This window comes from Pseudomonas sp. PDM17, assembly GCF_014851985.1.
In the GTDB taxonomy this organism is placed as follows: Bacteria; Pseudomonadota; Gammaproteobacteria; order Pseudomonadales; family Pseudomonadaceae; genus Pseudomonas.
On sequence record NZ_JACVAT010000001.1, the window covers coordinates 857727 to 883237 of the forward strand.

Genomic DNA, 25511 nt, shown 5'->3' on the forward strand with positions numbered 1-25511 from the left:
CCGTCGTCAAAGCGCGTCCCTCACATCGCCCAGGGCGCGAGCCTTGAAGCTTGCCGATGCCAGCGCCTCGATCAGCGCAGCAGGGTCCATCTCATCGAGCAGCACCGCGAGCCCGGCCTTGAACTCGTCGAAATCCTTCGCCTTGTCTGCCAGCGCCTGGATGGGATCGAGCACCGGACGCATCAGCGGCACCCAGTCGCTCAGGTCGTCGTCGGCCAGTTGGTCCAACTCGTCGCGCTGCAGCTGCTCCGCGTTCAGGGCCAGGCGCTGCCTACTGCAGCCGCGACAGCTGCAGGTCTGCTCATGGTTCAGGGCTTGCGGCATCAGTTGGTCATTGATTGGGCGCAGTACTTCGGCCCCTTTCTCTGGCGTGGCCAAGCCGAACTTGTCCAGGATCGAGGCGGAGTCAACGCGCAGGCCACGGTCGATGAACGGGCCTAGCGCATCAGCCAGCACCTTGAGGTCCTCGGGCTCCGTCACCTGGAGAACGACTCGCGGGTAATCCTCTTGCGACCCGTAGTTCAGGTCGACGAACACGCGCACCAGGTCGCGGTTGACCGTGGCAGCCAGCTGCTTGGCGTCGGCCTTGAGAATGTCCTTGCGGACCTCGTTGTGCACGTTCGCCTGGCTCTGGCTGGACCCATCGTCCGTGGTCATGGTCTGGCCCAGGACGGCCTTGCTGATCTGCTTGTCCAGCCACTCGGCCAGCTTCTCGAACAGGTCCGCACCGCCCGCCGCGTTGGCGATTTCCTGGAATTCGATCTTCATGCCGTCCGGCATCACTGCTGCCGCATCGGCGGCCAGCTGGGCGACGGCCCGGCGCAGCACGGCTATATCGTCCGGCTTTGCACCAGGACCATAACGACCAATCCGCAGCGGAATGCCATACAGCTCTGCAAAGCGCATCCAGTCCTTCTGACCGAACGCCTTGCACATGAACGCCACCGCCACCAGGCGAGCTACACCTCCGCGAATGGGGAGGCCGGACTTGAGTCGCGGCGTGTGGACCAGCAGACGGTCTGGCGGAAATTCGGTCAAGGTGCCATCGAGCTGCAGCAGCTGCAGGCGCTCGCCGGTTTCCCGGTCGAACTGGAACCAGCGCGGATCGCGGTGCTTGTAGGCTTTTGGCCAGAGCTTGCCCTTTCGGTACTCCCAGAGTGGCTCAACGACCGAATAGCCCTTGCCGATGGCGTCCAGAAGGTCATCGAGCATGTCGCCGAACTGTGGTGCCTCCACCAACTGGCGCACCGCATCGGCGATTTCTTCGTCACGCGGATTGCTGCTGGCCGCCTCGACTGCAATGGTGAGGCCCGACACTGCGCGCTTCCGCGTGCCAAGGACCGCCGCATAGTGCGGGTCCTTCTCTTCCATTTCCTCGGCGAGGGTCAGGTAGTCGCGGGCGTCACCCTGGGCAGCCGCCTGCAGGATCGCGCGCAGTCGGCCTGGATCGATGCTGATGGCGATGCTATCTGTCGACCAAGCCTGGCGCACGCCGGTAACGCTGGCCTGCACCACTTCGTCCAGGATGTTGACCTTCTGAATAGGACGCCCAGCGCTATCAAGAATGGGAGAGTCGGCCATTACAGAACACCTCTAACGCCCCAGCCAGATGGCTGGTGATCGTCGTCGAATTTGTCGGAGTTGGAGGGGCGCACAGCGTCGTAGCCGTATTGCTCGATCTCCATACGGCTGGCGAAACGCGCCAGGGCGGTGGCAATACCGGCGTCACCGTGGCGCTTGCCGCCATCGGCCTCGGTACTGCGCAGGTCAGGGATGCGGGCAACCCCTCGGACCATCTTGAAGGCCCGCATGTCGCCGATGAAGTCGCGGTCGCTGGGCAGGTCGTACAGGCTTCCGTCTTCCAGGTCTGCCTTGAGGCCGGGCATGTTGTCCCGATACCAGCCCTCGGTCAGCATGACCTGGCTGATTCGGCTGTGGCCGTAGCGGATCGCGGCCGACTCGGCCAGTTGTTGGCCGTTACCACGGGCATCGTGAGCGCCTGACATGAAGCTCGGCAGGCGGTCGACGATGTAGAACAGAATCTGCTCCTGTTGCTTGAACGGCACACCCCGCAGCTCGACCAGGAACGGTGGTCGCTTGCGGCTGTCCTGCTCCATCACCAGCGGCACAATCACCGAGAGGTCGCCACTGCGGGCGAAGTCCATGCCGTAGAAACTCCAGACGGTGCGGGGCAACTGTGCCAAAAGCGGCGCAAGTTCGCGCTCACACCACGCCCAGCTGTCCGCCAGGCGTAACTGCTCATCCGTAGTGACGTAGCCCACGGGGTAGGCCAGGCGCAGCACTGGCACACCGGCTCGGCTGCGCTTCTCCAGGAGCGACAGGGAAAGGTAGGTGCCGCCACCTTGGCTGGGGATGCAATCCAGTTCCTCGTTGGCCGCGTCGCCGTAGAAGCCGTAAACGTCCGCGACCCACTCGGCTTCATTGGCCGCATCGTAGGGGATGCCCTTGCGCAGGCACACCCGCTTGTACAAGCCATCCTCAACCGCCTCACGGAAGGTGCAGCGGAACAACTCGCCCTTGCGCTTGCCCGAGCGAATCTCGTCGATCAGCTCGTTGAAAGGGTTGTCCGTGCCGTTGTGGGTGCTGATGACGTGGACCTCGCCGCCCCAGATCAGCAAGGCCAAGGCAGCCTTGAGCAGCTCAGCCAGGTCGGGGTGGAAGGCGGCCTCATCGATCACCACAACGCCCTGGCGGCCCCGCAGGTTGGACGGTCGACTGGTCAGTGCAACGATGCGGTAGCCACTGGGGAAGGAGATGGTGAAGGTCTTGATGTGCTTGTCCGGGTCTTCGTCTTCCCAGATGCCTTGCTCGATCTCTCCAGCTGCGTAGTTGAAGGCTCGTGCCCACATGGCGCAGGCCTGGATGTACTCGACCGTCATGTCCTGGTTGTAGCCCAGGTAATAGACGTTCATACCTCCTGCCCTGGTCGAGCTAGCGGCCACCAGCACGTTGTCAGCCGCTTCCGCCCAGGTCAGACCGATACGGCGCGACTTCTCGCCGACCTTGAGCGGGGCACGAATCCCGGCCCAGCGCTGCTGGTAGCCCAGCAGCACAGCCGGCACGTCTACCACCGTGCCCTGGGAAATGATGTCGGCGAGCGGGGAACGCTCCGGCTCAGGCGTCTGCGCGGGCGCAAGCTTCACGATGCCATCCCCAGTATCTCCCGACGAATCTCGTCGCGCGCCTGGGCGCTCAAGCCGCCTTTGGTCGTGATCTTGTCGACCTTGGCTGCAGCTGCCTCGGCTCGGTCGCGGAACTCGGCCTTCCATTTGAGCTGCACGACAGACGCGCGGCCCAGCTCGGCCACGGCCTTCGCCACCTTGGGCAGGTCCAGCTTGCCTTCAGAGGCCATCAGCAGCTTGAACAGGTGATCCTGGACGAGGCGCATAAGCGCCTCGTTGACGGCGCCCTCATCATCAGGGGCCGCTGTGACCACGGCCTTAGCCTGCTCGCTGGACTCTCGGAGCGCTGCCAGACGGTCTTCGAAGCTCTGCCCATAGGCGTGCAGAGCAGACTTGCCGATGCTGTAGCCGCGCGCCTCCAGCTCGGCCGAGAGCGCCTCGTAGCCAGAGAAGTTGGTGTCGACCAGGTACTGGTCGAGCCAAGCCTTCATCTCGGGCGGCAACTGTTTCACCTTCGAACGGGGCGGCATGTCAGGCGCTCCCGTTGCCCCAGTACTTCTCGGGGCGAGCGATACCAGGGAAGCAGTCGATGGTGTATTCGGCGATGTCCACGCCGTAGTGGGTCAGGCCGCAAATCCACTGGCCGCTGGGTTTCTTGTCCAGCGTGACCAGGCTGCGGTCCTTCAGGTAGTCCAGTTCCTTGCGCAGCTCCAGCGGTGTGGCGTCCGGGTAGATGCCCTGGATGGTGGAGAGCACGACGGTTTCGTGCGGGTCCACGGGGCGCGAGGTGTTGAGGGTCAGCAGGATGAACCAGCGGAGGGATTCCCGGCGAGCCTTGGCGGGGTCAATCATTGCGCGCTCCTTTGAGCAGGATGTTTTCGAACTTGAGCGCCAAGCCGTCCAGCTTGGCCTCGATCACGGACTGCCCGCGTACCCAGTCCTCACGGCGGACGTACTCCATGGGCAGCTCGGCTTTGAAGTTGAGGAAGGCGCGCTCCAGCTGCTGCACGGCGGCCGCGTCCTTGTCCTGGCGCTCCAGGACCTTGGCGAAGTTCTTCTCCCAGTGCTCGCCAGCCTCGCGGCGCGCCTCGTCCTGGGCGGCGAACTTCTCGGATAGGCGTTTCTCGAACTGCCACAGCAGCAGCCGGACCAGGCCGACCACAATCCCAGCGAACGTGGACAGCAGCGTGATTGCCCAGCCGATCATTTCGATTGCCATCAATGGCCCTCCAGGACGTTGATCAGAGCGTCCAGCTGAGCGACCGTGCCTTGGCACTGCTCGGCATAGCGGACGTGGTGGGCCAGAACGGCGCGCTGGTCGATGCCTGAGGGGAGTTGCTCAGCGGGGTCGCTTGCAGCGGCCGACGCAGCAGTTCCTGGGGGATCAACCGCGGCTGGCATTCGGGCTCCGGTTGCTTCGTCGTAGATTCGCACCCAGCCGCGAGTAAGCACGCAAGCAGGCACAGGCTTAGGCGGGGCATCGAGCGCATCCCGGTATAGGTCGTTGACACGGGCAATCTCTCCAGAGAGTCGGTCGGTGGTGTTGCGGTGCTGGCGTTTCTGCTCGGCCAGATCAGCGGCAAGGCGATCAGCTCGGGCGGCTTGTTCGGCCTCACGCTTCGCACTGGCTTTGGCATCAGCCGCCATTTGCTGGGCTCTGCGAGCTTCCGCCTCGGCGTACTTGCGCTGCTGCAGCTCCAGGGCGGCCTTGCCCTCGGCCTGCGCCGTGGCGTATCCCTGGGCCCGTGCAGTGTCCTGCATCGCCTGCAGGCGAAGTCCCAGGCAATAGAACGCCACCCCAAAGAGCACTAGGACGGCGACTGGCGCGACCAGGCGTGAGAGGTTGAGGTTCAAGGCTTGATCCTCCCCGTCACCCGGAAGGGATAGGCCGGTTCGAACTCGGGGTTGAGTAGCGAGCAGACCAGGCAGCAGGCACCGAACACCATTTCGGCAAGGTCCAGGGCGAACTCAGGCACACCATTGCGCGCCGCTACGCTCGGGCAATCGGTGTCCAGGGCGCCCAGGTAGACCGGCACGCAGCCGCAGAACAGGCCGTAGTGGGTGAAGGTGGTGCCCAGCTCGCTGGCTGGCACATGGTTGAAGAAGACGCTCACAGGTCGGCCTCGCACAGTTCGCGCTCGGCCGCACGTCGACGGACCAGGCCGCGAAGTTGCACACCGCCAGCGCGGGTCCAGTTGGGAAGCTGCGCGCAGGCCTGGGCGATCCGGCCCGCCTGCAGCTCACGCAGCATGGTTGAGTGGGTGCCGCCCTTGAGCCAGACGAATCCGTCCTTCACGCCAGGGCCACCGGGGCCGACGTTGTAGATGAAGGACAGGAAGGCGGCGATGGTCTTGGCCGGAAGCCGGTCGATCACGTCCTGGGGCACCCAAGCCTCGAACACCTGGGCGGCTTCCTTCAGGCCTTTGCGGGTCAGCGCGTCACACTGGGCCGGCGTGGCCTGGTCGCCGAGCTTCACGCCTCGGGTCCAGCCGTCGCAGATGGTCGGCTTGTCGACGGCATCCAGGTAGGCGACCAGCTCGCGGCCTTCAAAGTGGCCGACTACGGGCGTAGCGATCAGCAGAGCTGCAGCCAGGACCCGCGCCTTAATCCCCATTGCCGCCTCCCACCAGGGCCTTGAGCTTGGCCAGCTCGCGCTGGCCTACCTCGGGCGCCGATTTCTTGAAGTCGCTGATGCGATAGCTGGTGTCATCACGGCGCGGTGCAGGCTGCGGGCCTTCGGCCATCGAGCGGCGGCGGCCGCTGATGAACTGGCGGTAGGCCTGGATATGCGCCCAGCCGGTTCGGACGTGCTCTTCCACCAGGTCGCGCCAGTGGGACGGGCAGCGCTCCATCAGACTGCGGCGGCGTTCCAGGCTCGACTCAGCCAGGACCAGCGCGGCGAACTCGCGCGGGCTGCAGGGGGCGTGGTGCGTCGGTGATTTGTCCATACCGCCATGGTGCTGACTTGGCGACTGGGGATTTAGAGGAAGGGGTTCAGCAGAAAGACAAAGCCCCGCGAGTGCGGGGCTTAGTCGAAGAGGTCAGGCGTGCTGTCGAGCGGTGGCGGCAGCACCTGGTCAAGGATGATCCAGATACGACGGTCGCTGAGCTGATAAGTTCGCGCCAGCTCGGCAACAACTACCCGAGCGCCCACGCCTTCCCGGACAGCCTGCTCAAACTGGCGGTGAATCTCCAAGTCGCGGAGCCGGCGCAGGGCCGCGTCACAGCGCGGGATGTAGATGGTTTCGCCGCCAAGGCGGGCGGTGAGGCGCTGGGCCGCCTCGTCGCCGATGATGTCCACCAGGGCGGCGACCTTGATCTGGCCGTTCCGCCCCTTGCCGCGTGAAAACTCCCAGGTCGTACCGCCCAGCTCACTCACCAGGCGCAGCGCCGCATTCATCCCGACGACCTGGGCAATCTCCAGGACTTGCCCAGGAAGCTGGTCGCGCACCTGCTCCAGGTTCATACCGGCCGCCCGTTGCGCTTGGCGTCATAGGCCAGGGCCGCAACCAGCTTGCCCAGCTGTTTGCAGTCCATCCACTCGATTTGATCGACCTTGCAGATGCGCTTGCCCATCGCCTCGGCATAGCTCCAGGGGCGCTTGGCCTCGGCCAGGAACGCTTCGATCTTGGCGACCAGGCGCTGGCGGTCATCGGATACCTGCGGAGCCGGGCGGTCTGCCGGCTTGCCCTTGGACTGCCAGCCCAGGCGCTCCAGCTCGGCCAGCACGCGGCCGATCTGGCGTGGGGTCAACTTGGTCGACGAGGACACACCGGCCACGCGCTCCAGGAGCGCGCGATAGGTGTCGTCTTCCATGCCCAGCTGGCGGCGGGCGATCTGGATCAGTTGGCGGCCTTTGCTGCTCATACCAGGTTCCTCGGCTGGATGTCGTGGCGGAACTTCGCCGGAGTGCGGCGGGCCATGTTGCCCAGGAGGCGCAGCCCCAGGGTGATGGCCTCGGCCTCATCGTCGAAGCCACCCACCAGGCGCACCGCCTCGATGTCGGCCCGAGTGCCGGCGTAGGCCTCAAGCTTGATCTTCTCGGCGCCCAGGGCGGCCTTGCGGGCCTTACGATTGGCGCGCAGCCGACGCTGGCGGATGGCGTCCTGCCGGCGAACCTTGTCAGTGCGTGGCTTGGCCATGATCACCTCAGGTCAGGGCCAGCGGTGCGGAGCCGCCGACGCCGTGGTTGAGCTGCACATCGTCCGCCGCGTCGATGCCTCTGCCCGCATCGCGCATGTCGCGTTGGCTCAGGTTGCCACCCTTGCTGTTCCGGTCGATAGGCTGGCTCTCCACCGTGCTCGGGTAGTGCTTGAGCATGTAGGCCTCGGTTGCCTCGGACGGCTTGGCATTACCGGCGAACTGGTTGACCTGCTTGCGGACGGCCCACACCCAGCCTTCGCAGAACATGTCGGCGCGCTTGGTCTTGTTCGCCGGCTTGCAGCGCTTCAGCTCGCTGGCGATGTAGTCGCGACGAGCTTTACGAACCTGGCGCAGAAGGATGGTCATCGTGTACCCAGCCACCTCGGCCATCTCGCCAATGAACCGCCACTGGCCTGCAAACGAGATGAACAGCATCTGGCAGGAGTAGGCCTGCGCCACCGTGTGGGCGAGAGATGCCTCCCACTGCGCCGGGGTCATCTTGGAGCCACTGGCCGCGCTTTGCTCGCAGACATCAGAGAGCGCCACATCAGCCTCCCCGAGCCCGAACTTTTCCATCATCGCCCGCGCCTGGCGCATCGCGGCTGCCGCCTCATGCGGGTTGCTGCTCCCGGCCAGGCGCAGCAGTTTCTTGATCTTGTCTAAAGCCTTGCTGTGATCCATGTATTCCTCGGCTGCTCGTCAGTACCCAGCCACCACGCTGGGCAGACCGCTCCGGCCAGGCCGGGGCGGTTTCGCTTAGTGGATGGTGGGTTTCCCCTCGTTGGACGGCGCCTGCTCCTGAGCCTCCGCACGGGCGGCCTTGCACTTGTCGCACTGGCAATTCCCTTTCTCTGCCGCGCTCTTGGTGGCCTTCGGCACGATGTCTTTGGCGACGTGCAGAAGAGCCAATGCGGTGATAGCGGCCGGGCCGTCCTTTCTGCCCGTGCCGTCCAGCATGATGCTCAGGCCGTCGCTTTCCTCGGTGATGGTGATGGTGAACTTGCTCATGAATCCCCCTAGCGCAGGCAGTGAAAGGTGATGTGATGGTCGCGGGCGATCTGGCGCACCCGCTTGGGATGAAGGCGCAGGTCGTGGGCCGCCATCTGAGGCGTCCATCCACGCTTGGCCATCGCCTCGATCCGTGCAGCCATCGGCGGCAAGAGCGGGCTGGGCGACGGTGCTGGCTCGTCGTCGAAGGCGTCGACAGGCGCGGCCTCCGGCTGGAGTACTTCCTCCAGCTCGGCTGGCTCGACTGCATCGACTTCCTCGACCTGGAGCGCTGGCATTGGCGGCACCTGGTCCATGCCCAGGGCCTGCCGTGCCAGGCGTGCCTCGACACGGCAGAGCGTCCGGTAGATCAGCTGTGCTGCACGCTCGTGCATGTCAGTGCCCCTCCGCAGTGATCCGCCAGCGGCTGTCGCGGCTGCCTTCGCGCACGTCTTCGATGCACTCGACGCGCAGGGCGGCATCAGGGAAAAGCTTGTGGCCCAGGCGTTTGGCGCATTGCTCGCGGCTCCAGCTGCAGCTAGCCGACTTGCCCTTGCTGGTGGCGGTGTAGCCGTCGCCAGCGCGGCGCATGTTGAACTCGACGGAGTTGCTCATGCCTTGGCCTCCCGCATTTCCCGGAGGGCTTCCAGGACCTTTGCCACCGGGTCCAGGTACTCGCCAGTGATGGCAACCATCACCAGCTCTTTGTCGTTGTCCAGCTGCAGGTGCATGACGTCGAAGCAATCCACGTCGAGCAGCTCGGCGTCCTGGATGATGTCCCGGATGCTCTTGTCCGGGTTCATGTCATCGAGCAGAGGTGCTTGCCCCATGTCACACCCCCATCGCCCGAAACTCGGGACCGTTGCGCTCTCCAAGCCACTGGATATAGCGCGCGACAGCCAGCAGCCCATCGCGCTGGTTTGGTGCCTCCGGAACTCCCGGAACCAGCAGCGATTCGTTGTCGTAAGCAAGGCGCGCGGTGACTTCGATGTTCTCGCGCACCGCCGCGTCCTCACCACGGGCAATACCTATGGCTCCCTCGGGGACCTCCAGGCCGAACTGGATCAGGCCACTGGCCCAGCAATAGGCGATGATCTTGGCCATGATCACACCCCCGCCAAGTCAAGGCTGATGGGGCGGAACTGGTCGCTGTCGCCGATCCGCTCATAGAGGCGGATGTAGGACTTGGAGCCGATAACCTGGCACGCCTCGCCGATGGCCTGCATCGCCCGCTGCCAGCGCTCGTCCTCAATGGCCAGGCGGCGCAGGGCGAGCACACGGGCGGTTCGGATTTCGCCCTTGGTGTCCGTGCGGAATGCGTCGTTGACCAGCGTGACGACCTCCGGGCGGGCGCCCTCGGTCCACTCCTGCAGGCATTCATCGATCAGAGCGCGCGCCGCCTGCAGGCGCTCGTCAAAGGCAATGCTTTCCTGAATGGCGCGGACGATCTTGTACCGGCCGTCGAACGACATCAGCGTGACATTGCCTTTCTTCCCGCCCAGCTTGACCTGGTACTGCTCGGCGGACAGGTCAATGAACGCCTCGATGTCGCCAAAGGCTGCGGCCTTGAAACGCTGTAGGGTGTCCTGGACTGCCAGGCCCTGCTGCACCAGGTCGACGACCAGAGCGTCACGGGTCTTGTCGATGGGCTTGATCATGTCTTCATGCACCAGGCGGCGCTGCGCGTCGAAGCGGAAGCCCTCAGGAATTGCGATTTGGTTCATGTGGTTGCTCCTGCAGATCAGTGGAAAGTGAGGTCGATGGGGGACGAGCTGGCGAAGTCGCGGTAACTGATCGGCTCGGACCAGGTGACTTCCACGCCCTGGAACTGCGCGCTGTAACGGGTGCTGCCTGCCGAGCCCTGGCGCTGGTATCCGCAGACCAGCTTCAGGCCCACCAGACGGCGGCCGTCCTCGGGACTGATGACCAGGCGGTATGCCTCAGGCTCGATGCGGTGCAGGCGGATACCCATGCGCTGCAGATCACGCGCCGCGCTGTTGAAGGTCCGCAGCCGATCAGCCAGGCGCGGGGTCAGGACTTTCAGCTGAGTGTTAGTGCTGGCTTGCATGGCTCGCCTCCAGGGCTTGGGCGCAGTTGGGGTTGTTGGTGCAGTGCTGGCAGGCCTTCCACTGCTGCATCGCCTGCGGGTTGTGCGTCGGGGCCTTCTTTTCGCGGTAGCTTTGGCACTCGATCAGGCTGATGGGCTCGCCCTGGGCGGGGCAGTCCAGCGCACCCAGGGCGGCCACCACGCGGCGCTCGACAGCCGAGGTACTTGGCGACGGGTAGCGGTTGGAGAGCACCAGGCTGACGGCAGAGCGGCTCATGCCGATGCGCTCACCGGCACGGGTACGGTTGGTCTGTTCGACCTCGGCGGCCAGCAGGCAGACCCACTGCGGGGGCTGCTCGCCCCAAGCGGACAGATCGACTCGGGCATTCATGCGCGCACCTCGCGCACCAGGTCGTTGAACAGGCGCAATGTCTCGATGCCCTCGGTGCGCTCGCTGTCGTCGCTGTGGAACTGAGCCACCATCCGATCAGCCAGCCGGCCAACTGGCTTGGCAGCCGTGCACAGGTCCGCCAGCAGCTTTTCCAGACGCGCCTTTTCGAGTCGCAGGCCGGACAGCTCCGGGCTATCCGGGACGCCTTTGCTCCACACCACCCTGTCTAGGTTCGGGTCGTAGACCTGTTCGAAGGTGCTGCGCTGATAGACCGGATGCTGAGGGCCGGTGTAGCGCTGGCGGACCAAGTGGTAGCGGGCCGGCTTGCCTGGCGTGCCGTCGGTGCGGGTGACATAGCCGGCGAGGGTCAGCCCCTGCAGGTAGGTACGGGCAGCCAGCTCGGTCATCGTTACGCCGTTGATGCTGGCGTGCTCTGCGGCCTCGGCTGCGCTCATCTCGCCCAGGATGCGCAGGGTGCGCCAGATGTTCTCGACTGCAGACGGCGGCACGCGCTCGCCGCGCTTGTTCACACGCGGAGCCTCGGCGCCTTCATCCGCCAGCAGCTTCCAGCGGGCATCACGCTGGACCAGGACTTCAACACGCTCGACGATGCCGGCCTTCTGCAGGTCGCGCAGGTAGCTGCTCACGGCCTGGTCTTCCTGGCTGGATAGGCGCGACACGTTGTAGGTGGTCAGGCCTTTCGGGTCGCGGGACAGCGAGCGGATGGCTTCCCACATGTGCTGACGCGGGCTCTTGCCACCAGTCATGGTGAGGTGAATGGCCTTACGCATTGCGCACCGCCTTGGAGCCTTGGCTCACGACGAGCATTTCACTGACGGTCACGAACTCATTGAGAGTGCGGCCGCACTCGGCGCACTCAATAACCAGGTCGATCAGCTTGGGGGCGTGTGCGGCGGGGTTCACATAGGCAATGTGGTGTTCGCTGCCACAGCCGGCACAAGCGATCTCGGTGAGGTCTACATGGTTAGCCATGCTCAAGCCCTCCGCGCCGGGGCTTCGCCAGTGAACCAGCCGCGATTCCCCCAGGTGGCCAGGTCAATCGTGTCGGCGCCAATGGCCTGAGCCTCGGTGTGGACGCGGTAGAGGTTCACGGCCACGCGGCGCAGGCAGCCACGGGTCTGCTTGCAGAGGTCGTCAAGCAGCTCGTCGGCGATGGTGAGGTGGGGGTAGTTGGCCTCCACCAGGTCGCGCAGATCGTCGGCAGTAGCCGGCTGCGCCGGAACCCATTCCAGGACGCGGTTGTGCAGGCGCTCAAGCTTGGCCAGGCTGGCCGGCACACGCTCTTCTCCGATCAGCACGATGGTTCCCTGGCTGGCGTTGAAAATGTCGGTGATGACATTCGCAGCGGCCTTGTCCAGGAGGTACTGGGCATCGTCGATCAGCAGCGGGCGGTTGCTGCGGCTGAGCTGCTCGGCGATCTGGTCGACCATCTCGGACAAGGTGCGAGCCGGGGTGATGCCCATGTCGCGCAGTACGGCCTGCAGGAAGGCTTTTTTAGTCCAGGTGTCACGACACTCGACGTAGTAGGCACGGTGCTTGGTGGCGGCGAAAGAGGCTGCGACGGACTTGCCGTATCCGCTCGGGCCGAAGGCAACGACCAGACCCGGCAGCCCGACAGGGCGGCGCATGGCACGGTCGATGGCGTTGGCCAGCAGGCCTACGTTGGTGAGCGGGACGATTTTGTTGGCGTTCATAGTTGTTGCTCCTGTGGTCAAGCGCGGGCCATGCCGGCCTCGGCAAAGTCGTACATGTCCTGGGTGGACTTGAATTCTTCGGTGCGGGGGTAATCGCTGTGCCAGCGATGGGCCTCGGGCTCCATCTGCTCGCCCCCGGTAATGCGGCGGTCGACGCGCTTCCACAGGCGATAGCGCGCCATGGAGTCAGTCGGAATCTCGAAAGTGCTGGCGGTAGCGGGGGCAGCCAGCGCGGCGGCATAGCGGCGTGCCTCGCCGATCTGCTCAGCGGAAAGATCGGCAGTTGGCACTGCCTTTGGCACAACGCGCAGCTCGACGTCCTGGCCGGTCAAGGTCTTGACCTTGGTGACGGCGCGGGCGATCTGGCCCTTCTCGCGGCGGTCGCTCGCCTTGTCCAGCAGGGAACGCGGCATGGCTGGCGAGGCGTTGCCATCCACCAGGGCCTCGCAGATCAGCTCGCCCTCCAGGTTGTGGACCCACACGCGGCTCGCATCGCGGAAGTCATAGGCGACGCGTACTTCCTGGCCGTGCAGAGCTTCCAGCTCTCGGGCGAAGTAGATGCCACCGCCAAACTTCACTTCGGCGCGGTTGGTGGTGCGAACGACCTGGGGACGAGTCAGGCTGGCCACGACCTCCGCAGAGGCTTGAAGCGGCTCCCAGCCCTCAGCCTCGGCCGACTTCCAGGACTCCATCGGCGTTTGGTGACGCATCCGCCCAGTTTCTACATCGCGGACTTTCGGGAGGCCGCGATGGGGCTTGTAGTTGTAGTCGTCCAGAGCGTCCTGCAGGTCGCGGAAGAACAGGTCGAAGGTGGGAATCTGAGTGGGCTGGGTGCCCTCGGCCAGTTGCTTGCGGGACAGGCGATGCACGCGGGTAGCGGCCTCTTTGTCCATGTCTTTGCCGATGTAGCTGTCATACGTCTTTGCCAGCTTCACCAGGATGCTTTTGTGCGGGCGCTCGATGACACCGCGTGCCTGGGAGTTGTAAGCAATGGAGTGGGTCATATCGCCACCCAGGCGATCCACCACTTCCCGCACCGTGTCGTTGTCGAAGCCGCTGCCGTTGTCGACATAGAAAAGCTTGAACATGCCGACGCGGGTTACGCCGTCGCGGATGGTGTCGATGGTGGCAATGGTCGACTCGGCCAGGTTGACCGAGAAACCGACGATGCGGCGGGTTCCCCAGTCGATAACCATGGTGATTTCCGGCTTGAAAATCTGGCCTGTCAGCGGGTTCATTACCTCTGCGTCGAAGGTGTGGCCGTCCGCCACCCACACGTCGTTAGGCCAGAGCATGTCTGCCTTGCGGCGGTTGAACGCCTTGACCGCCTTGATTTCGCGGGAACCCATGCGGCCGTGCTCACGGGCCTCCGGGCTGAGCTTGGCCAGGAACCGGCGCACAGCATGGATGCTCGGACAGCCCTGATACTCGCCTTTGAATCGGTCGTAGGCCGCTTCGACGCTGGGCTTCTGCGGCTTCTGGTAATGCTTGAGGAACACGGGCGCCCACACCGGCACGCTCATGTCAGGCTTGCGGCGAGCCGGAGCCAGGGCGATTTCGCCATGCTTGCGGTAGTCGGCCAGCCAGCGCTTGAGGGTGCGCTCGCTCAGTGTGCGGTCTGCGGTCTTGCGGTCGTTGGCGCGCTCGACACGCTCGACCAGGTACGGACTGAGGTTGCCTTCCCGAGCCAGGCCGACCAGGGTGAGGATCGCGCGCTGCTGGCTGACGAACTGGCTCATCCGCTCGACTTCACGGATCAAGGACACGCGCGCGGTCATCACTTCGCGCTGATCATCGTTCAAGCGTGACGTTGAAATACCGTCACGCTTCGGCGTAATCAGTGTGTGTGGCGCGGTCGGTTGCGGCGTGGCCTCCGACTCGTCTTCTTGAACCAGGCGAGCCAAGAGTGCTGCCTGGGCCTCTACTGGCAGGACGTCGAAGGAGTACTCAATGGCTTTGGTTCCGAGTCGGCGCTGGCCTTCCCAGCCTTCCCGAGCGGCAGCCATTCGTAGACCTTGAACCGTTCCTGGCAGACCTGGCAGACCGGCAAGCTCTTGCGCGGAAAACCACTTACTCATGGTGCGCCTCACATGCCTCAAACTCAGCAATCAAGGCCGCCCCGAGGTTCAGGGCCGCTGTGCGAAGCCACTCATGGGCGTCAGCCCATGCACCGTTTTCTGTTGCAGGGCTTTCAGCCTCCACGCACTTGTAGAACTCGGTTGCATGGCGCAGATCGTCGAGCAGGCCTTTCTCGATTTCCTGAAGGCGTGTCATTGGGCACCTCCAAGGCGGCGGCGCAGTTCGCGGGCTTGGCGGGTCGCCTCATCCTTGATGCTCTCGACGCGGCCCAGTTCAGCCAGCAAGGCATCGCGCCCCCAACTAACCCGGCCACCTCGTACGGTGACGATTAGGTCAGTCAGCTGATGGCTGCCGCAGACTTGCTCCAGGAGGGCGGCGCGATAGAAAGGCAGGTTGTGATCGATGCGGGCAGTCGAAGACCAGGCATCCAGCATGGCTTTGCTGATGTCTTCGCCCGAGAGGCGGGACATTTGGGCGGCTACGTCGATGCGCTCAAGCCCGGTGGACCTAGCCCCTGTCAGCATCTCGCTGACGATTTCGCTTACCTGGACGCGGAAGTCGCAGGCGCTAACCAGTTGGGGCTGCGGCACATCGAAATCGATGTTTATTGTGCGGTCGTCTTTTCCGTGACGCATGTTCAAGCCTCCGTGCCGGTTTTACGGTGCCCAAGGTCATAAGCTGGGTTATGCTTTTGCACCTGCACTCTGGTTGTGGATTCGCGGCGCTTTGGCCTTTGGCGATGCGGGTTGCCATCGCTGCCCCAACGCTCCGGCCAGAGATCACGTGGCTCGATACCCAGCGCTTTCGCGATTGCTCTTTCCATGCGTGGGTAAGCAGTGCGCTTCACGTTTTTTACGGCTGGCCCAGAAACGTCCAGCTCGCGGGCGAGCTTTGCCAGCGACGTGCCTTTGGCGCGGAGTTGGAACTTGATCCATTCCCAGCGGAGATTTGGATCAAGAGGGACTTCGGTTGTGTTCATGCTTAACGTCCATTTGAACCGCCTGGCAGGGCGGTTTTTTTGGGGTGTTTAACGTTACCTAGGGCATAAACATAACCCGCAAACAGGATTCATGAAAGCTGTATTCGAGACTTTCCAATCCCAATTCCAGGCATGAAGAGCTGAAAACAGGATTGATCCCTTTGAAATCAACTAGTTATGAAGAAAAGAAATCAGAGAAAGAATCCGGCGATGCGGTTTCTTTTCTGTATACGGGAATGGAAACTCGAATAGCCGCTGTCGCAGACCTGTACGAGTCTCGAAAACAGGCGGCTGCAACGGCACAGGTCGCGTTGTCGTCCCTGCAGCGCTGGATATCCGGTGATGGGATGCCGGCCTTCGGCTCAGTTGCCTTGCTCGCATCCAGCAAGGGCGTGTCCCTGGACTGGGTAGCCACTGGTCGCGGAGAGATGTTCCTGGCTACGTCGCGCGTCAGTTCTGCTGCCGAGCTGGATGAGGACGTCTATGCGCTCATCCCCCTCTACGACGCACGTTGCAGCTCGGGGCATGGCGCCTGGAATGAGCGCGCACAAGTGCTCACTAGTCTGGCGTTCACTCGATACTCGCTCCGAAAGAAGGGGCTGAACCCTGACAGCTTGGCGTGCCTGCGAAACGATGGGGATTCGATGAAAGGGCTCATCGAAGACGATGACACGGTGATGATTGACCAGAGCCGCAACACCCTTGAGGGTGAAGCCGTCTACGTGATCCTTTTGGATGACCACCTGTACGCGAAGCGCCTACAGCGCCAGTTTGATGGCTCCGTGCTGATCCTTAGCCAAAATAAGGACTATCAGCCTATGACCGTCCCCAAGGACCGCCTGGCTGAGCTGCAGATTGTTGGTCGCGCCGTCTGGGCTGGTGGTTGGCTGATCTAATTGCCGCTGACAGGGGGTATGCCAATTACCCCCGCTAAATTTGCCGCTCGCTGCGTTTGCCAGTTTTGGCACTGCTCAGCAGAGCTTGTCGGTTTGGCCCGCGCCATCCGGGCCTCTCCGGCTTCTTCCGGACTCTTCCGGCTTCCTCCGGCCCTGTGCCAATACTCCCACTAGCTCACACCAGATCAGGGCATTTTGCTTTTCGTGGGAGCGAGCTTGCTCGCGAACCGCCCAACGCCGAACCTCACCTGGCGCAATACTCCGACGGCACCACGCCCAACTCACGCCGGAACATCTCGCTGAAGCTCCCTGGCTGATACCCCAGCCCATGGGCGATCTGGCTCACCGCGAGGCCTTCGTTGAGCTGCGCCACCGCGGTGGCCAGTTGCACCTGCCGGCGCCACTGGGCGAAGCCCATGCCCAGGCTGCGTGTGAACAGGCGGGCAAGGGTACGCACGCTGGCGCCGGCGTCGGCGGCGTGCTGCTCGAAGGATATCTCCTGGGTCGGTTCGGCCATCACCGCCAGGCACAGGTTCAGCAGGCGACGGTCGGAGTCGTCCGGCAATGGCACGCGCAACAGCAGGCTGCGGGCGCGTTGCAGCTCCAGCACCGCCAGTTGCGACAACGCCTGGTAGTAGTCGGTATCCGGCTCGCGCTCGTGCTCCACCAGCCGGACGATCAGCTCGCGCAGCAACCCGCCCACTTCGAACGCCTGCACCTGTTCGCCGAGGGAGTCCGCCGTGCCCGGCCGCAGGTAGATGTTGCGCATCTGCAGTTCGCTGACCACGCGGATGCCGTGGGGCACCTGCGGCGGCAGCCAGACGGCACGGTTGGGCGGCACCAGCAGCGCTTCGGAAGGCGTCTCCAGCCACATCACCCCGGACATGGCGTAGAGCACCTGCCCCCAGTCGTGGGAGTGCGGCTCGATGTGCAGGCCGCGCGGGTAGCTGCGGGCCAGGGCCCGCAGGGTCGCCGGCGTGGCTTCGAAATCAGGGGGAGCGGCGCGGGCCATAGTGCGGGCCAAAGTCCGATTCGGGCAGGGGAGATGGGCCGCATGGTAGCCGCCGCACGGCGCCCTGACGAGGGCGCGGCACTCGCACTGGCAAGTTGGTGCACCACTTTGTCACGAAATCTTTACGGTGCGGCGGCATGCCGCACGGGGCCTTGGGCGGTGTAAGGATTTCTTGCCGGGACAAGCGCACCGCCAGAGCGCAAACCGGCGGCACCCGGCTTGTTCCAGAGCCCCGCGACGGTTGAGATGGAGGCATTCCAGACGCCTGGACGGCCCCGCGCCGAGCCAGCCGATAACGACAACGAGGAGGCCGGATGAACGCCGTGACCAAGATCGAACAACACAATCCCATCGGCACCGACGGCTTCGAGTTCGTCGAATTCACCGCCCCCGACGCCCAGGGCATCCAGCAACTGCGCCAGCTGTTCACCGGCATGGGCTTCACCGAGACTGCCAAGCACCGTTCCAAGGAAGTCTTCCTGTTCCAGCAGAACGACATCAACATCGTGCTCAACGGCAGCCCCACCGGCCACGTCCACGAGTTCGCCAAGAAGCACGGTCCGAGCGCCTGCGCCATGGCCTTTCGGGTGAAGAACGCAGCGCAGGCCGCCGCGTATGTCGAATCCCAGGGCGCGAAACTGGTGGGCAGCCACGCCAACTTCGGCGAGCTGAACATCCCCTGCGTCGAAGGCATCGGCGGCTCGCTGCTGTATCTGGTCGACCGTTATGGCGACAAGAGCATCTATGACGTCGACTTCGAGTTCATCGAAGGACGCACGGCCAACGACAACGCCGTCGGCCTGCTGTGCATCGACCACCTGACCCACAACGTCAAGCGCGGCCAGATGGACGTCTGGTCCGGCTTCTACGAGCGCATCGCCAACTTCCGCGAGATCCGCTACTTCGATATCGAAGGCAAGCTCACCGGCCTGCTTTCCCGCGCCATGACCGCGCCCTGCGGCAAGATCCGCATCCCGATCAACGAGTCGGCGGACGACAAGTCGCAGATCGAGGAATTCATCCGCGAATACCACGGCGAAGGCATCCAGCACATCGCCCTGACCACCGAGGACATCTACGCCACCGTGCGCCAGCTGCGCGCCAACGGCGTGGATTTCATGAGCACTCCGGACACCTACTATGCCAAGGTCGACACCCGCGTTGCCGGCCACGGTGAGCCGCTGGAGCAACTGCGCGAGCTGAACATCCTCATCGACGGCGCGCCGGGCGATGACGGCATCCTGCTGCAGATATTCACCAACACAGTGATCGGCCCGATCTTCTTCGAGATCATCCAGCGCAAGGGCAATCAGGGCTTCGGCGAGGGCAACTTCAAGGCCTTGTTCGAATCCATCGAGGAAGACCAGATTCGTCGTGGCGTGATCTCCGACCAGTAACTCGCTTGCCCGGCGGCCGCGCGGATAGCGTGGCCGCCCGCGGAGAACCGCCATGCTCACCCTGTATTCCTACTGGCGCTCCAGCGCTGCCTATCGCGTGCGCATCGCCCTCGGGCTCAAGGGCCTGGCCTACCGCCAGGTCCCGGTGCACCTGGTGAAGGACGGCGGGCAACAGCACGCCGCCGACTACCAGTCGCTCAACCCGCAGGAGCTGGTGCCGTTGCTGGTGGACGGCGACGCGCGCATCGCCCAGTCCCTGGCCATCCTCGAATACCTCGACGAGACCCATCCGCAACCGGGCCTGCTGCCGCGCGATGCGCTGCAACGTGCGCAGGTCCGTGCGTTGTCTCTGCACATCGCCTGCGACATCCATCCGCTGAACAACCTGCGGGTGCTGCAGTACCTCAGCGGACCGCTGGGTGTGGCGGACGAGGCGAAAAGCGCCTGGATTCGCCACTGGGTCGAGACCGGCCTGCACGCGGTAGAAAAGGGCGTCGCCCACTGGACCGGCCCGCTGTCCCTGGGTGAGCGCCCCGGCTACTTCGAGGCCTGCCTGATTCCCCAGCTGTACAACGCCCGCCGCTTCGACTGCGACCTTTCCGGTTGCCCGCGCCTGCTCGCCATCGCCGCGCGCTGCGAATCCCTCGAAGCCTTCCAGCAGGCCGCCCCGGAGGTGCAGCCCGACGCCCAGTAAGACCCGCCATTCCACCGCTCTTTAGCCTTGCCTTGCCCGTACTGCTCTACACGAACCGTCTGGCCACAAGCCGGGCGGCCGATTCCAGTCACAGATAAAAACAACAGGTGACGCATGACGCGTGAAACTCAACACGCAGGCCAGCTCCAGCGCGGCCTGAAGAATCGCCATATCCAGCTGATCGCCCTCGGCGGCGCCATCGGAACCGGGCTGTTCCTCGGCTCGGCCGGGGTGCTCAAGTCTGCCGGCCCGTCGATGATCCTCGGCTACGCCATTGCCGGTTTCATCGCCTTCCTGATCATGCGCCAGCTCGGCGAGATGATCGTCGAGGAGCCCGTCGCCGGCTCCTTCAGCCACTTCGCGCACAAGTACTGGGGCGGCTTCGCCGGCTTCCTCTCGGGCTGGAACTGCTGGGTGCTGTACATCCTGGTGGGCATGTCGGAACTCACCGCGGTGGGCAAGTACATCCACTACTGGTGGCCGGACGTGCCGACCTGGGCCACCGCCGCGCTGTTCTTCATCGTGGTCAACGCCATCAACCTGTTCAACGTGAAGGCCTTCGGCGAGGCGGAGTTCTGGTTCGCCATCATCAAGGTCGCCGCCATCGTCGGCATGATCGCCCTGGGCTGCTACCTGCTGGCCAGCGGCACCGGCGGCGAGCAGGCGGCGGTGAGCAACCTGTGGGCCCATGGCGGCTTCTTCCCCCACGGCATCAGCGGGCTGGTGATGGCCATGGCGATCATCATGTTTTCCTTCGGCGGGCTGGAGATGCTCGGCTTCACCGCCGCCGAGGCCGACCAGCCGAGGAAGGTGATCCCCAAGGCGATCAACCAGGTGATCTACCGCATCCTGATCTTCTACATCGGCGCGCTGGCCGTGCTGCTTTCGCTGACGCCGTGGGACAGCCTGCTGCAGACCCTGAACGCCTCCGGCGACTCCTACAGCGGCAGCCCCTTCGTGCAGATCTTCTCGATGATCGGCAGCAGTACCGCCGCCCACGTACTCAATTTCGTGGTGCTCACCGCCGCACTGTCGGTCTACAACAGTGGCACCTACTGCAACGGCCGCATGCTGGTGGGCCTGGCGGAGCAGGGCGACGCGCCGCGTGCGCTGGCCAAGGTGGACAGCCGTGGCGTGCCGGTGCGCTCGCTGATGGTCTCGGCGGCGGTGACTTTCCTCGCCGTGCTGGTGAACTACCTGGTCCCGGCCCGCGCGCTGGAGCTGCTGATGTCTCTGGTGGTCGCCGCGCTGGTGATCAACTGGGCGATGATCAGCCTGGCGCACCTGAAGTTTCGCGCGCGCATGGATGCCGACGGCAAGCGCACCGCCTTCCGTGCCGTGGCTTACCCGGCGGCCAACTGGCTGTGCCTGGGCTTCGTGGTGTTCATCCTCGGCGTCATGTTGCTCACCCCGGGCATCCAGGTGTCGGTCTATGCGATTCCTGTGTGGCTGCTGGTGATGTACGGCTGCTATCGCCTGAAACGCCAGGGCGCGGTGCGTAGCGAGGTGCGGGCGGCGTTGGCGGACTGAGTCGCCCGACTTTGAGACGGGCCGCCCGAGATTGACCGTGCGGCCCGACCTTTCCTAGAGTGACCGGGCCATTTTTCGTCAGAGGGATACTCATGAAAAAAGCACTTTGGCTGCTCGCGGCCGCCGTGCCGGTCCTCCTCGTCGCCTGCGGCGGTGAGGAAAAGAAAGCACCCCAGGTCGACGCGCTGGTCCTGCCCGGCGACGCCAAACTGGATTCGCGCAGCGTCTCGTACAAGTGCGAGGACGGCCGCAAGATCAGCGTTCAGTACCTGAACAAGGGCGACAACAGCCTGGCCGTGGTGCCGGTGACCGACGCCTCCAGCCTGGTCTTCGCCAACGTCATCTCCGCCTCCGGCGCCAAGTACGCCGCCGGCCAGTACATCTGGTGGACCAAGGGTGAGGACGCCACCCTGTACAAGGACTGGAAAGGCGGCGAGCCCGCCGACGGCGTAGCCTGCAAGGAGAGCTGATTCCTCTTGTGGCGCCCGGACGGAAAAGCCCGGCAGATGCCGGGCTTTTTCATGTCAGCGCGCCATGGGCGGATGAGCTTTTGCAGGGCGAATAACGCGCCAGCGTTATCCGCCGCATGGACAACGGCGCATAACCTGTTCCAGGTTATGCGCCCTACGACCGAACATAGGCCGAGACGCGGATTAAACCTGTAGGAGCGGGCCATGCCCGCGATCGCGCGCATGGCGCGCTCCTACAATTCGCACCCTGTCAGAAGGTGAATTCGAGGTTCACCGTCGGCGTCGAGGTGCGGGTGCCGCGTCCGCCGTCCACGCCGAACTTGTTGTGCCAGTACTCGTAGCCCACGCCCAGCCACAGGTTCGGCTGGCGCTTGGCGCCGGGCAGGGTGGCGAACATCAGTGAGGTGCGCATCAGCGTTTCCGGCGCGGTGTCGTTGTCGTTGTAGTCCTCGCCCTTTTCCCCGGTGTAGTTCAGGAAGCCCTGGAACTTCGCCCCGTGGTCACCCAGCTGGAACGGCCGCAGCCAGGTCAGGTTGACCATGTAGGTAGTGTCGAAGGTGTGGTCCGGGTGCTTCACGTTGGGGATGCCGGAGTGGTTCTTCTCGCGGTAGTAGAACAGCGAGAGGTCCAGCACGCCGGGCCCGTTGAACTTGATGGTGGGGCCGAACACCAGTGCGCGCTTTTTCGCCGAGCCGAGGTTGTTGTTGCGGCTGGCGTCGAAGCCGAAGGTGAAGGCGTGGTCCTTCACCAGACCCTTGCCCTGCGGCAGGTCGAACACCCGCGAGGCATACAGCTGGCTGCGGAATACCCCGTAGACCTCGCTGCTGCCGCTGTCGGTGCCCTTGCGCGGGTCATCGCTGTCGGACTGCAGCACGTCGAGGTGGAAGAAGTTGCTGCCGTAGCGGTAACCGTCGGCGTGGCTGAAGCTGAAGATGCGTTTGCTGATGTCGTGCGGGTTGTTCGGGTTGGTGAAGCCCTTGCCGTAGCGGAAGCCCAGCGTGTTGCTGGTCCACTCGAAGAAGCGATCGTCATCGGCCTGCGCCATGCCCAGCGGGGCGAGCACCAGCGCGGTACCGAGGGCGAACCGGCGGCCGGTGCTCAGGCGGCGGCTGGAACGCAGTTGGGGGCGGGCGGCGCCAAGGGCCGTCATCGCGGAAGAAACCATGCTGCACCTCTGTGTTGTTCTTATTTTTTGTGGCTTCGGGGCCGGCGTCCCGCAGGGTGAACTGCGGTCGGTGACAGGCTGGGTTCTAATGGTGAATTGATGACATTGCAAGAAAAACTTGTACACAAATTCGTATACAAAAATTGACGCGGAAGTCAGGAATGAGCCTTGCGCGGCGCTGTACTGCGGTTTGGCGACAGACTGGTCGCCAGCCGTTATGCTGCTGACTTTCCGACTCTTCCGACAGCCATGCTGCAGATTTCCAACACCGTGCAGATCCCCGACGCCGAGATCGAGCTGAACGCCATCCGTGCCCAGGGCGCTGGCGGACAGAACGTCAACAAGGTGTCCAGCGCCGTGCACCTGCGCTTCGATGTGCGCGCCTCATCCCTGCCTGAGTTCTACAAGGAACGCCTGCTCGCGCTGAGCGACCAGCGCATCACCAGCGACGGCGTGGTGGTGATCAAGGCGCAGCAGTACCGCACCCAGGAGCAGAACCGCGAAGATGCGCTGAACCGCCTGGCAGAGCTGATCCGCAGCGTCGCGAAGGTGGAGAAGAAGCGCCGCCCGACCAAGCCGACGCTGGGCTCGAAGACGCGCCGGCTGGAAGGCAAGAGCAAGCGCGGGGCGATCAAGGCGGGGCGGGGGAAGGTGGATTTCTGAGTGGTTGGTTTGGCTGAACATCGGCGTTGGGGCGCTTCCCTCTCCCCAGCCCTCTCCCTGAAGGGAGAGGGGGCCGATTGTGCCGGCTGACAGCGTGATTTCATCCTGCGCCGAACAGTTCCCTCTCCCGCTTGCGGGAGAGGGTTAGGGTGAGGGGCATTTGCTCCTACAGGAGACTTTAGTCCTGCAGGGCGCATAACCTGGCGCAGGTTATCCGCCGTCTTGCACACGGCGGATAACGCTGGCGCGTGATGCACCCTACGTAAAGCTCCGGCGGCGAATCAGTGCACCAGCATCCCGGTGAACACATAGGCCTGCGCCAGCGTGATCAGCCCGATGAACGCGGCGAAGATCAGGCTGTGCTTGACCGTGAAGCGGAACAGGTCCGACTCGCGCCCGACCATCCCGGTGGCCGCGCAGGCTACGGCGATGGACTGCGGCGAGATCATCTTGCCGGTCACCCCGCCGGTGGTGTTGGCCGCCACCAGCAGTGTGTCGCTGACCCCGAGCTGGTGCGCGGTGGTCGCCTGCAGTGAGCCGAACAGGGCGTTGGACGAGGTGTCCGAGCCGGTCAGGAAAACCCCCAGCCAGCCGAGGAACGGCGAGAAGAACGGGAAGGCCGCGCCGGTGCCCGCCAGCACCAGCGCCAGGGTCGTGGACATTCCCGAGTAGTTGGTGACGAAGGCGAAGGCCAGCACCATGCCGATGGTCAGCACCGGCCACTTCAGCTCCTTCAGCGTCTCGCCGAAAGTCGCCGCGCCGCTCTTCACGCCGATGCGCAGGATGGCCATGGAGATCAGCGCCGCGAAGAAGATCGCCGTGCCGCTGGCCGACACCAGGTCGAACTTGTAGATCGCCGGCATCGGCGTCGGGTTGGCGACGATGGGTGCGGCCTTCAGGACAAGCTGGTCGAGGTACGGCACGGCGATTACCGCCACCCAGTTCTCCAGCGCGCCGCCGGGCAGGAACATCGCCTTGAAGGGCTTCATGGTCCAGATGGTCACCAGCACGGTGAGGATCAGGAAGGGCGACCAGGCCTTGAAGATCTGCCCGAAGCTGTACTGCGATTCCCGGCGCTGCCCGCCACCACCACCGACTGCACCGAGCGTCGCGGTGCCGTCGGCGTTGATGCTGGAGAACTCCGTCTCACGCACGTTCGCCGGCTGCCACACGCGCAGGAACAGGGTCAGGCAGACCATGCTCAGCAGCGCCGAGGTGATGTCCGGCAGCTCCGGGCCGATGAAGTTGGAGGTGAGGAACTGGCTGATGGCGAAGGTGCCGCCAGCCACCAGGAGCGCCGGCCAGGTCTCGCGGATACCGCGCCAGCCGTCCATCATCGCCACCAGCCAGAAGGGCACGATCACCGACAGGATCGGCAACTGCCGGCCGGCCATGGCGCCGATCTTGAAAGCATCCACGCCCGACACCTGCCCGGCGACGATGATCGGGATGCCCAGCGCGCCGAAGGCCACCGGCGCGGTGTTGGCGATCAGGCACAGGCCGGCTGCGTACAGCGGGTTGAAGCCCAGGCCGACCAGCAGCGCCGCGGTGATCGCCACCGGCGCACCGAAGCCCGCCGCGCCCTCGAGGAAGGCGCCGAAGGAGAAGCCGATCAGCACCACCTGCAGGCGCTGGTCGACCGTGATCGACAGCACCGAGCTGCGGATGATCTCGAACTGCCCGCTCTTCACCGTCAGCTTGTAGAGGAACACCGCCGCCACGATGATCCAGGCGATCGGCCAAAGTCCGTAGAAGAAACCGTAGACCGCCGAGGCCAGCGCCTTGTCCACCGGCATGTGGTAGACGCTGATGGCGATCAGCAGCGAGAGCACCAGGGTGATGGCGCCGGCGACGTGGCCCTTGAGGCGGAACACCGCCAGGGCGAGGAAGAAGAAGATGATCGGCACGAGGGCCGCCAGGGCCGAGAGGCCGAGGCTGCCGAGCGGAGTATAGAGCTGCTGCCAGGTTTGCATGGGGAGTGTCCCTTGTTGTTGTCGGAGGCAAAGCGTCAGCGGTGGATAACTCTTTCAGGTGGCGCGTGTCCGGGCGGCGCGCGGGCCGGCAGGCATTGAAAAAGCCCCGCAACGCGGCGCGTAGCGGGGCTTCTGAAAGCGAGTTCGGGCAAGCTTTTGGGGGTGTCGCCGCCGGCTCGCTTGAGGCCGGCGACGACCACAAATCGGCCGGTGGCTGTCTGTCGCCA

At 64.4% G+C, this 25511-nt stretch carries 37 protein-coding genes and 1 other RNA gene; 6 read left to right on the forward strand and 32 right to left on the reverse strand.

What is annotated here, in order from left to right; genetic code table 11:
- Positions 1 to 6 precede the first annotated feature (6 nt).
- From IB256_RS04115 to IB256_RS04255, 29 genes are all read right to left on the reverse strand, one after another.
- Positions 7 to 1581, reverse strand: a complete 1575-nt coding sequence (locus IB256_RS04115; RefSeq protein WP_192401391.1) for a DUF935 domain-containing protein — start codon at positions 1579 to 1581, stop codon at positions 7 to 9.
- On the reverse strand, positions 1581 to 3164 hold the full coding sequence (locus IB256_RS04120) for a hypothetical protein (protein ID WP_318653558.1): 1584 nt from the start codon (positions 3162 to 3164) through the stop codon (positions 1581 to 1583). The genes IB256_RS04115 and IB256_RS04120 overlap by 1 nt, the downstream gene beginning before the upstream one ends.
- Positions 3161 to 3673, reverse strand: a complete 513-nt coding sequence (locus IB256_RS04125; protein ID WP_192401393.1) for a DUF3486 family protein — start codon at positions 3671 to 3673, stop codon at positions 3161 to 3163. The genes IB256_RS04120 and IB256_RS04125 overlap by 4 nt, the downstream gene beginning before the upstream one ends.
- A gap of 1 nt (position 3674) precedes the next feature.
- Positions 3675 to 3995 (reverse strand): hypothetical protein, encoded by a 321-nt coding sequence (locus IB256_RS04130; RefSeq protein WP_024767756.1) that lies wholly within the window; start codon positions 3993 to 3995, stop codon positions 3675 to 3677.
- A complete protein-coding gene (locus IB256_RS04135) occupies positions 3988 to 4362 on the reverse strand; it encodes a hypothetical protein (protein ID WP_192401395.1) in 375 nt (124 codons plus the stop codon). Before IB256_RS04135 ends, IB256_RS04130 begins: the two co-directional genes overlap by 8 nt.
- Positions 4362 to 4997, reverse strand: coding sequence for a hypothetical protein (locus tag IB256_RS04140; RefSeq protein ID WP_192401397.1), 636 nt, complete (start codon positions 4995 to 4997; stop codon positions 4362 to 4364). Before IB256_RS04140 ends, IB256_RS04135 begins: the two co-directional genes overlap by 1 nt.
- Positions 4994 to 5257, reverse strand: coding sequence for a hypothetical protein (locus tag IB256_RS04145; RefSeq protein WP_192401399.1), 264 nt, complete (start codon positions 5255 to 5257; stop codon positions 4994 to 4996). The genes IB256_RS04140 and IB256_RS04145 overlap by 4 nt, the downstream gene beginning before the upstream one ends.
- A complete protein-coding gene (locus IB256_RS04150; protein WP_192401401.1) occupies positions 5254 to 5757 on the reverse strand; it encodes a lysozyme in 504 nt (167 codons plus the stop codon). The genes IB256_RS04145 and IB256_RS04150 overlap by 4 nt, the downstream gene beginning before the upstream one ends.
- The gene (locus IB256_RS04155) at positions 5747 to 6091 is read right to left on the reverse strand and encodes a hypothetical protein (RefSeq protein WP_192401403.1); all 345 of its coding nucleotides are present in this window, start codon (positions 6089 to 6091) and stop codon (positions 5747 to 5749) included. The genes IB256_RS04150 and IB256_RS04155 overlap by 11 nt, the downstream gene beginning before the upstream one ends.
- 80 nt (positions 6092 to 6171) lie before the next feature.
- Entirely contained in the window at positions 6172 to 6609 is a 438-nt protein-coding gene (locus IB256_RS04160; protein WP_192401405.1) for a Mor transcription activator family protein, read from the reverse strand.
- Positions 6606 to 7010 carry a gp16 family protein gene (locus IB256_RS04165; protein WP_192401407.1) on the reverse strand — a complete coding sequence of 135 codons (405 nt, stop codon included), beginning with the start codon at positions 7008 to 7010 and terminating at the stop codon, positions 6606 to 6608. The genes IB256_RS04160 and IB256_RS04165 overlap by 4 nt, the downstream gene beginning before the upstream one ends.
- Positions 7007 to 7285, reverse strand: coding sequence for a hypothetical protein (locus IB256_RS04170; RefSeq protein ID WP_192401409.1), 279 nt, complete (start codon positions 7283 to 7285; stop codon positions 7007 to 7009). Before IB256_RS04170 ends, IB256_RS04165 begins: the two co-directional genes overlap by 4 nt.
- A gap of 7 nt (positions 7286 to 7292) precedes the next feature.
- A complete protein-coding gene (locus IB256_RS04175) occupies positions 7293 to 7967 on the reverse strand; it encodes a DUF2786 domain-containing protein (RefSeq protein WP_192401411.1) in 675 nt (224 codons plus the stop codon).
- A gap of 5 nt (positions 7968 to 7972) precedes the next feature.
- Positions 7973 to 8044: hammerhead ribozyme type II (locus tag IB256_RS04180), an RNA gene on the reverse strand.
- Positions 8043 to 8294, reverse strand: coding sequence for a hypothetical protein (locus IB256_RS04185; RefSeq protein WP_192401413.1), 252 nt, complete (start codon positions 8292 to 8294; stop codon positions 8043 to 8045). The genes IB256_RS04180 and IB256_RS04185 overlap by 2 nt, the downstream gene beginning before the upstream one ends.
- Before the next feature lie 8 nt (positions 8295 to 8302).
- The gene (locus IB256_RS04190; RefSeq protein ID WP_192401415.1) at positions 8303 to 8668 is read right to left on the reverse strand and encodes a hypothetical protein; all 366 of its coding nucleotides are present in this window, start codon (positions 8666 to 8668) and stop codon (positions 8303 to 8305) included.
- Position 8669: 1 nt separating this feature from the next.
- Complete coding sequence (locus tag IB256_RS04195) at positions 8670 to 8888, reverse strand: hypothetical protein (RefSeq protein ID WP_064979741.1); 219 nt, start codon at positions 8886 to 8888, stop codon at positions 8670 to 8672.
- A complete protein-coding gene (locus tag IB256_RS04200) occupies positions 8885 to 9103 on the reverse strand; it encodes a hypothetical protein (RefSeq protein WP_065083977.1) in 219 nt (72 codons plus the stop codon). The genes IB256_RS04195 and IB256_RS04200 overlap by 4 nt, the downstream gene beginning before the upstream one ends.
- Before the next feature lies 1 nt (position 9104).
- Positions 9105 to 9377: a host nuclease inhibitor protein gene (locus tag IB256_RS04205; RefSeq protein WP_176707209.1), complete on the reverse strand. Its 273-nt coding sequence runs from the start codon at positions 9375 to 9377 to the stop codon at positions 9105 to 9107.
- 2 nt (positions 9378 to 9379) lie between these two features.
- Positions 9380 to 9997 carry a DUF3164 family protein gene (locus IB256_RS04210; protein WP_037018723.1) on the reverse strand — a complete coding sequence of 206 codons (618 nt, stop codon included), beginning with the start codon at positions 9995 to 9997 and terminating at the stop codon, positions 9380 to 9382.
- 17 nt (positions 9998 to 10014) lie between these two features.
- Positions 10015 to 10341 (reverse strand): hypothetical protein, encoded by a 327-nt coding sequence (locus tag IB256_RS04215; RefSeq protein WP_192401417.1) that lies wholly within the window; start codon positions 10339 to 10341, stop codon positions 10015 to 10017.
- Positions 10325 to 10711, reverse strand: coding sequence for a helix-turn-helix domain-containing protein (locus IB256_RS04220; protein ID WP_192401419.1), 387 nt, complete (start codon positions 10709 to 10711; stop codon positions 10325 to 10327). Before IB256_RS04220 ends, IB256_RS04215 begins: the two co-directional genes overlap by 17 nt.
- Complete coding sequence (locus tag IB256_RS04225) at positions 10708 to 11502, reverse strand: hypothetical protein (protein ID WP_192401421.1); 795 nt, start codon at positions 11500 to 11502, stop codon at positions 10708 to 10710. The genes IB256_RS04220 and IB256_RS04225 overlap by 4 nt, the downstream gene beginning before the upstream one ends.
- Positions 11495 to 11704, reverse strand: a complete 210-nt coding sequence (locus tag IB256_RS04230) for a hypothetical protein (RefSeq protein WP_192401423.1) — start codon at positions 11702 to 11704, stop codon at positions 11495 to 11497. Before IB256_RS04230 ends, IB256_RS04225 begins: the two co-directional genes overlap by 8 nt.
- A 2-nt stretch (positions 11705 to 11706) precedes the next feature.
- A complete protein-coding gene (locus tag IB256_RS04235) occupies positions 11707 to 12426 on the reverse strand; it encodes an AAA family ATPase (RefSeq protein ID WP_192401425.1) in 720 nt (239 codons plus the stop codon).
- 17 nt (positions 12427 to 12443) lie between these two features.
- Entirely contained in the window at positions 12444 to 14504 is a 2061-nt protein-coding gene (locus IB256_RS04240) for a DNA-binding protein (protein ID WP_192401427.1), read from the reverse strand.
- Positions 14497 to 14700, reverse strand: a complete 204-nt coding sequence (locus tag IB256_RS04245; RefSeq protein WP_192401429.1) for a hypothetical protein — start codon at positions 14698 to 14700, stop codon at positions 14497 to 14499. Before IB256_RS04245 ends, IB256_RS04240 begins: the two co-directional genes overlap by 8 nt.
- Entirely contained in the window at positions 14697 to 15140 is a 444-nt protein-coding gene (locus IB256_RS04250) for a hypothetical protein (protein ID WP_192401431.1), read from the reverse strand. Before IB256_RS04250 ends, IB256_RS04245 begins: the two co-directional genes overlap by 4 nt.
- 2 nt (positions 15141 to 15142) lie before the next feature.
- Positions 15143 to 15484: a helix-turn-helix domain-containing protein gene (locus IB256_RS04255; RefSeq protein WP_192401433.1), complete on the reverse strand. Its 342-nt coding sequence runs from the start codon at positions 15482 to 15484 to the stop codon at positions 15143 to 15145.
- Between the two features lie 161 nt (positions 15485 to 15645).
- On the opposite strand from IB256_RS04255, the gene IB256_RS04260 reads away from it, so the two are divergent.
- Complete coding sequence (locus IB256_RS04260; RefSeq protein WP_225601592.1) at positions 15646 to 16380, forward strand: S24 family peptidase; 735 nt, start codon at positions 15646 to 15648, stop codon at positions 16378 to 16380.
- 244 nt (positions 16381 to 16624) lie between these two features.
- Here IB256_RS04260 and IB256_RS04265 read toward each other — a convergent pair whose 3' ends face one another.
- Positions 16625 to 17392, reverse strand: a complete 768-nt coding sequence (locus tag IB256_RS04265; protein WP_192292485.1) for an AraC family transcriptional regulator — start codon at positions 17390 to 17392, stop codon at positions 16625 to 16627.
- Between the two features lie 314 nt (positions 17393 to 17706).
- Here IB256_RS04265 and hppD point away from each other — a divergent pair, with 314 nt between their 5' ends.
- The 4 genes from hppD (at position 17707) to IB256_RS04285 (ending at position 21483) form a co-directional block, all read left to right on the forward strand.
- Positions 17707 to 18789 (forward strand): 4-hydroxyphenylpyruvate dioxygenase, encoded by a 1083-nt coding sequence (gene hppD / locus IB256_RS04270; RefSeq protein WP_081519226.1) that lies wholly within the window; start codon positions 17707 to 17709, stop codon positions 18787 to 18789.
- A 52-nt stretch (positions 18790 to 18841) separates the two neighbouring features.
- The gene (gene maiA / locus IB256_RS04275; protein ID WP_192291089.1) at positions 18842 to 19483 is read left to right on the forward strand and encodes a maleylacetoacetate isomerase; all 642 of its coding nucleotides are present in this window, start codon (positions 18842 to 18844) and stop codon (positions 19481 to 19483) included.
- 114 nt (positions 19484 to 19597) lie between these two features.
- Positions 19598 to 21013: an amino acid permease gene (locus tag IB256_RS04280; RefSeq protein WP_192291087.1), complete on the forward strand. Its 1416-nt coding sequence runs from the start codon at positions 19598 to 19600 to the stop codon at positions 21011 to 21013.
- A 92-nt stretch (positions 21014 to 21105) separates the two neighbouring features.
- Positions 21106 to 21483, forward strand: coding sequence for an MliC family protein (locus IB256_RS04285; RefSeq protein WP_015476418.1), 378 nt, complete (start codon positions 21106 to 21108; stop codon positions 21481 to 21483).
- A gap of 250 nt (positions 21484 to 21733) precedes the next feature.
- Here IB256_RS04285 and IB256_RS04290 read toward each other — a convergent pair whose 3' ends face one another.
- Entirely contained in the window at positions 21734 to 22528 is a 795-nt protein-coding gene (locus IB256_RS04290; protein ID WP_225601639.1) for a nucleoside-binding protein, read from the reverse strand.
- Between the two features lie 369 nt (positions 22529 to 22897).
- On the opposite strand from IB256_RS04290, the gene arfB reads away from it, so the two are divergent.
- Positions 22898 to 23311, forward strand: a complete 414-nt coding sequence (gene arfB / locus IB256_RS04295) for an alternative ribosome rescue aminoacyl-tRNA hydrolase ArfB (protein ID WP_081519491.1) — start codon at positions 22898 to 22900, stop codon at positions 23309 to 23311.
- A 281-nt stretch (positions 23312 to 23592) separates the two neighbouring features.
- Here arfB and IB256_RS04300 read toward each other — a convergent pair whose 3' ends face one another.
- Positions 23593 to 25284 carry a lactate permease LctP family transporter gene (locus IB256_RS04300; protein ID WP_192401437.1) on the reverse strand — a complete coding sequence of 564 codons (1692 nt, stop codon included), beginning with the start codon at positions 25282 to 25284 and terminating at the stop codon, positions 23593 to 23595.
- Between the last annotated feature and the right edge of the window lie 227 nt (positions 25285 to 25511).

Bases quoted from the DNA above. Each gene is read 5' to 3' on its own strand.
- IB256_RS04150 (WP_192401401.1), bottom strand. From the start codon at position 5,757: ATGGGGATTAAGGCGCGGGTCCTGGCTGCAGCTCTGCTGATCGCTACG.
- IB256_RS04300 (WP_192401437.1), bottom strand. From the start codon at position 25,284: ATGCAAACCTGGCAGCAGCTCTATACTCCGCTCGGCAGCCTCGGCCTC.
- IB256_RS04215 (WP_192401417.1), bottom strand. From the start codon at position 10,341: ATGCAAGCCAGCACTAACACTCAGCTGAAAGTCCTGACCCCGCGCCTG.
- IB256_RS04240 (WP_192401427.1), bottom strand. From the start codon at position 14,504: ATGAGTAAGTGGTTTTCCGCGCAAGAGCTTGCCGGTCTGCCAGGTCTG.
- IB256_RS04130 (WP_024767756.1), bottom strand. From the start codon at position 3,995: ATGATTGACCCCGCCAAGGCTCGCCGGGAATCCCTCCGCTGGTTCATC.
- IB256_RS04135 (WP_192401395.1), bottom strand. From the start codon at position 4,362: ATGGCAATCGAAATGATCGGCTGGGCAATCACGCTGCTGTCCACGTTC.
- IB256_RS04195 (WP_064979741.1), bottom strand. From the start codon at position 8,888: ATGAGCAACTCCGTCGAGTTCAACATGCGCCGCGCTGGCGACGGCTAC.
- IB256_RS04280 (WP_192291087.1), top strand. From the start codon at position 19,598: ATGACGCGTGAAACTCAACACGCAGGCCAGCTCCAGCGCGGCCTGAAG.
- arfB (WP_081519491.1), top strand. From the start codon at position 22,898: ATGCTGCAGATTTCCAACACCGTGCAGATCCCCGACGCCGAGATCGAG.
- IB256_RS04185 (WP_192401413.1), bottom strand. From the start codon at position 8,294: ATGAGCAAGTTCACCATCACCATCACCGAGGAAAGCGACGGCCTGAGC.
- IB256_RS04175 (WP_192401411.1), bottom strand. From the start codon at position 7,967: ATGGATCACAGCAAGGCTTTAGACAAGATCAAGAAACTGCTGCGCCTG.
- IB256_RS04160 (WP_192401405.1), bottom strand. From the start codon at position 6,609: ATGAACCTGGAGCAGGTGCGCGACCAGCTTCCTGGGCAAGTCCTGGAG.
- IB256_RS04190 (WP_192401415.1), bottom strand. From the start codon at position 8,668: ATGCACGAGCGTGCAGCACAGCTGATCTACCGGACGCTCTGCCGTGTC.
- IB256_RS04155 (WP_192401403.1), bottom strand. From the start codon at position 6,091: ATGGACAAATCACCGACGCACCACGCCCCCTGCAGCCCGCGCGAGTTC.
- IB256_RS04235 (WP_192401425.1), bottom strand. From the start codon at position 12,426: ATGAACGCCAACAAAATCGTCCCGCTCACCAACGTAGGCCTGCTGGCC.
- IB256_RS04225 (WP_192401421.1), bottom strand. From the start codon at position 11,502: ATGCGTAAGGCCATTCACCTCACCATGACTGGTGGCAAGAGCCCGCGT.
- IB256_RS04115 (WP_192401391.1), bottom strand. From the start codon at position 1,581: ATGGCCGACTCTCCCATTCTTGATAGCGCTGGGCGTCCTATTCAGAAG.
- IB256_RS04125 (WP_192401393.1), bottom strand. From the start codon at position 3,673: ATGCCGCCCCGTTCGAAGGTGAAACAGTTGCCGCCCGAGATGAAGGCT.
- IB256_RS04205 (WP_176707209.1), bottom strand. From the start codon at position 9,377: ATGGCCAAGATCATCGCCTATTGCTGGGCCAGTGGCCTGATCCAGTTC.
- IB256_RS04250 (WP_192401431.1), bottom strand. From the start codon at position 15,140: ATGCGTCACGGAAAAGACGACCGCACAATAAACATCGATTTCGATGTG.
- IB256_RS04200 (WP_065083977.1), bottom strand. From the start codon at position 9,103: ATGGGGCAAGCACCTCTGCTCGATGACATGAACCCGGACAAGAGCATC.
- IB256_RS04210 (WP_037018723.1), bottom strand. From the start codon at position 9,997: ATGAACCAAATCGCAATTCCTGAGGGCTTCCGCTTCGACGCGCAGCGC.
- IB256_RS04265 (WP_192292485.1), bottom strand. From the start codon at position 17,392: ATGGCCCGCGCCGCTCCCCCTGATTTCGAAGCCACGCCGGCGACCCTG.
- IB256_RS04230 (WP_192401423.1), bottom strand. From the start codon at position 11,704: ATGGCTAACCATGTAGACCTCACCGAGATCGCTTGTGCCGGCTGTGGC.
- IB256_RS04170 (WP_192401409.1), bottom strand. From the start codon at position 7,285: ATGGCCAAGCCACGCACTGACAAGGTTCGCCGGCAGGACGCCATCCGC.
- IB256_RS04290 (WP_225601639.1), bottom strand. From the start codon at position 22,528: ATGGCGCAGGCCGATGACGATCGCTTCTTCGAGTGGACCAGCAACACG.
- IB256_RS04220 (WP_192401419.1), bottom strand. From the start codon at position 10,711: ATGAATGCCCGAGTCGATCTGTCCGCTTGGGGCGAGCAGCCCCCGCAG.
- IB256_RS04245 (WP_192401429.1), bottom strand. From the start codon at position 14,700: ATGACACGCCTTCAGGAAATCGAGAAAGGCCTGCTCGACGATCTGCGC.
- maiA (WP_192291089.1), top strand. From the start codon at position 18,842: ATGCTCACCCTGTATTCCTACTGGCGCTCCAGCGCTGCCTATCGCGTG.
- hppD (WP_081519226.1), top strand. From the start codon at position 17,707: ATGAACGCCGTGACCAAGATCGAACAACACAATCCCATCGGCACCGAC.
- IB256_RS04285 (WP_015476418.1), top strand. From the start codon at position 21,106: ATGAAAAAAGCACTTTGGCTGCTCGCGGCCGCCGTGCCGGTCCTCCTC.
- IB256_RS04255 (WP_192401433.1), bottom strand. From the start codon at position 15,484: ATGAACACAACCGAAGTCCCTCTTGATCCAAATCTCCGCTGGGAATGG.
- IB256_RS04165 (WP_192401407.1), bottom strand. From the start codon at position 7,010: ATGAGCAGCAAAGGCCGCCAACTGATCCAGATCGCCCGCCGCCAGCTG.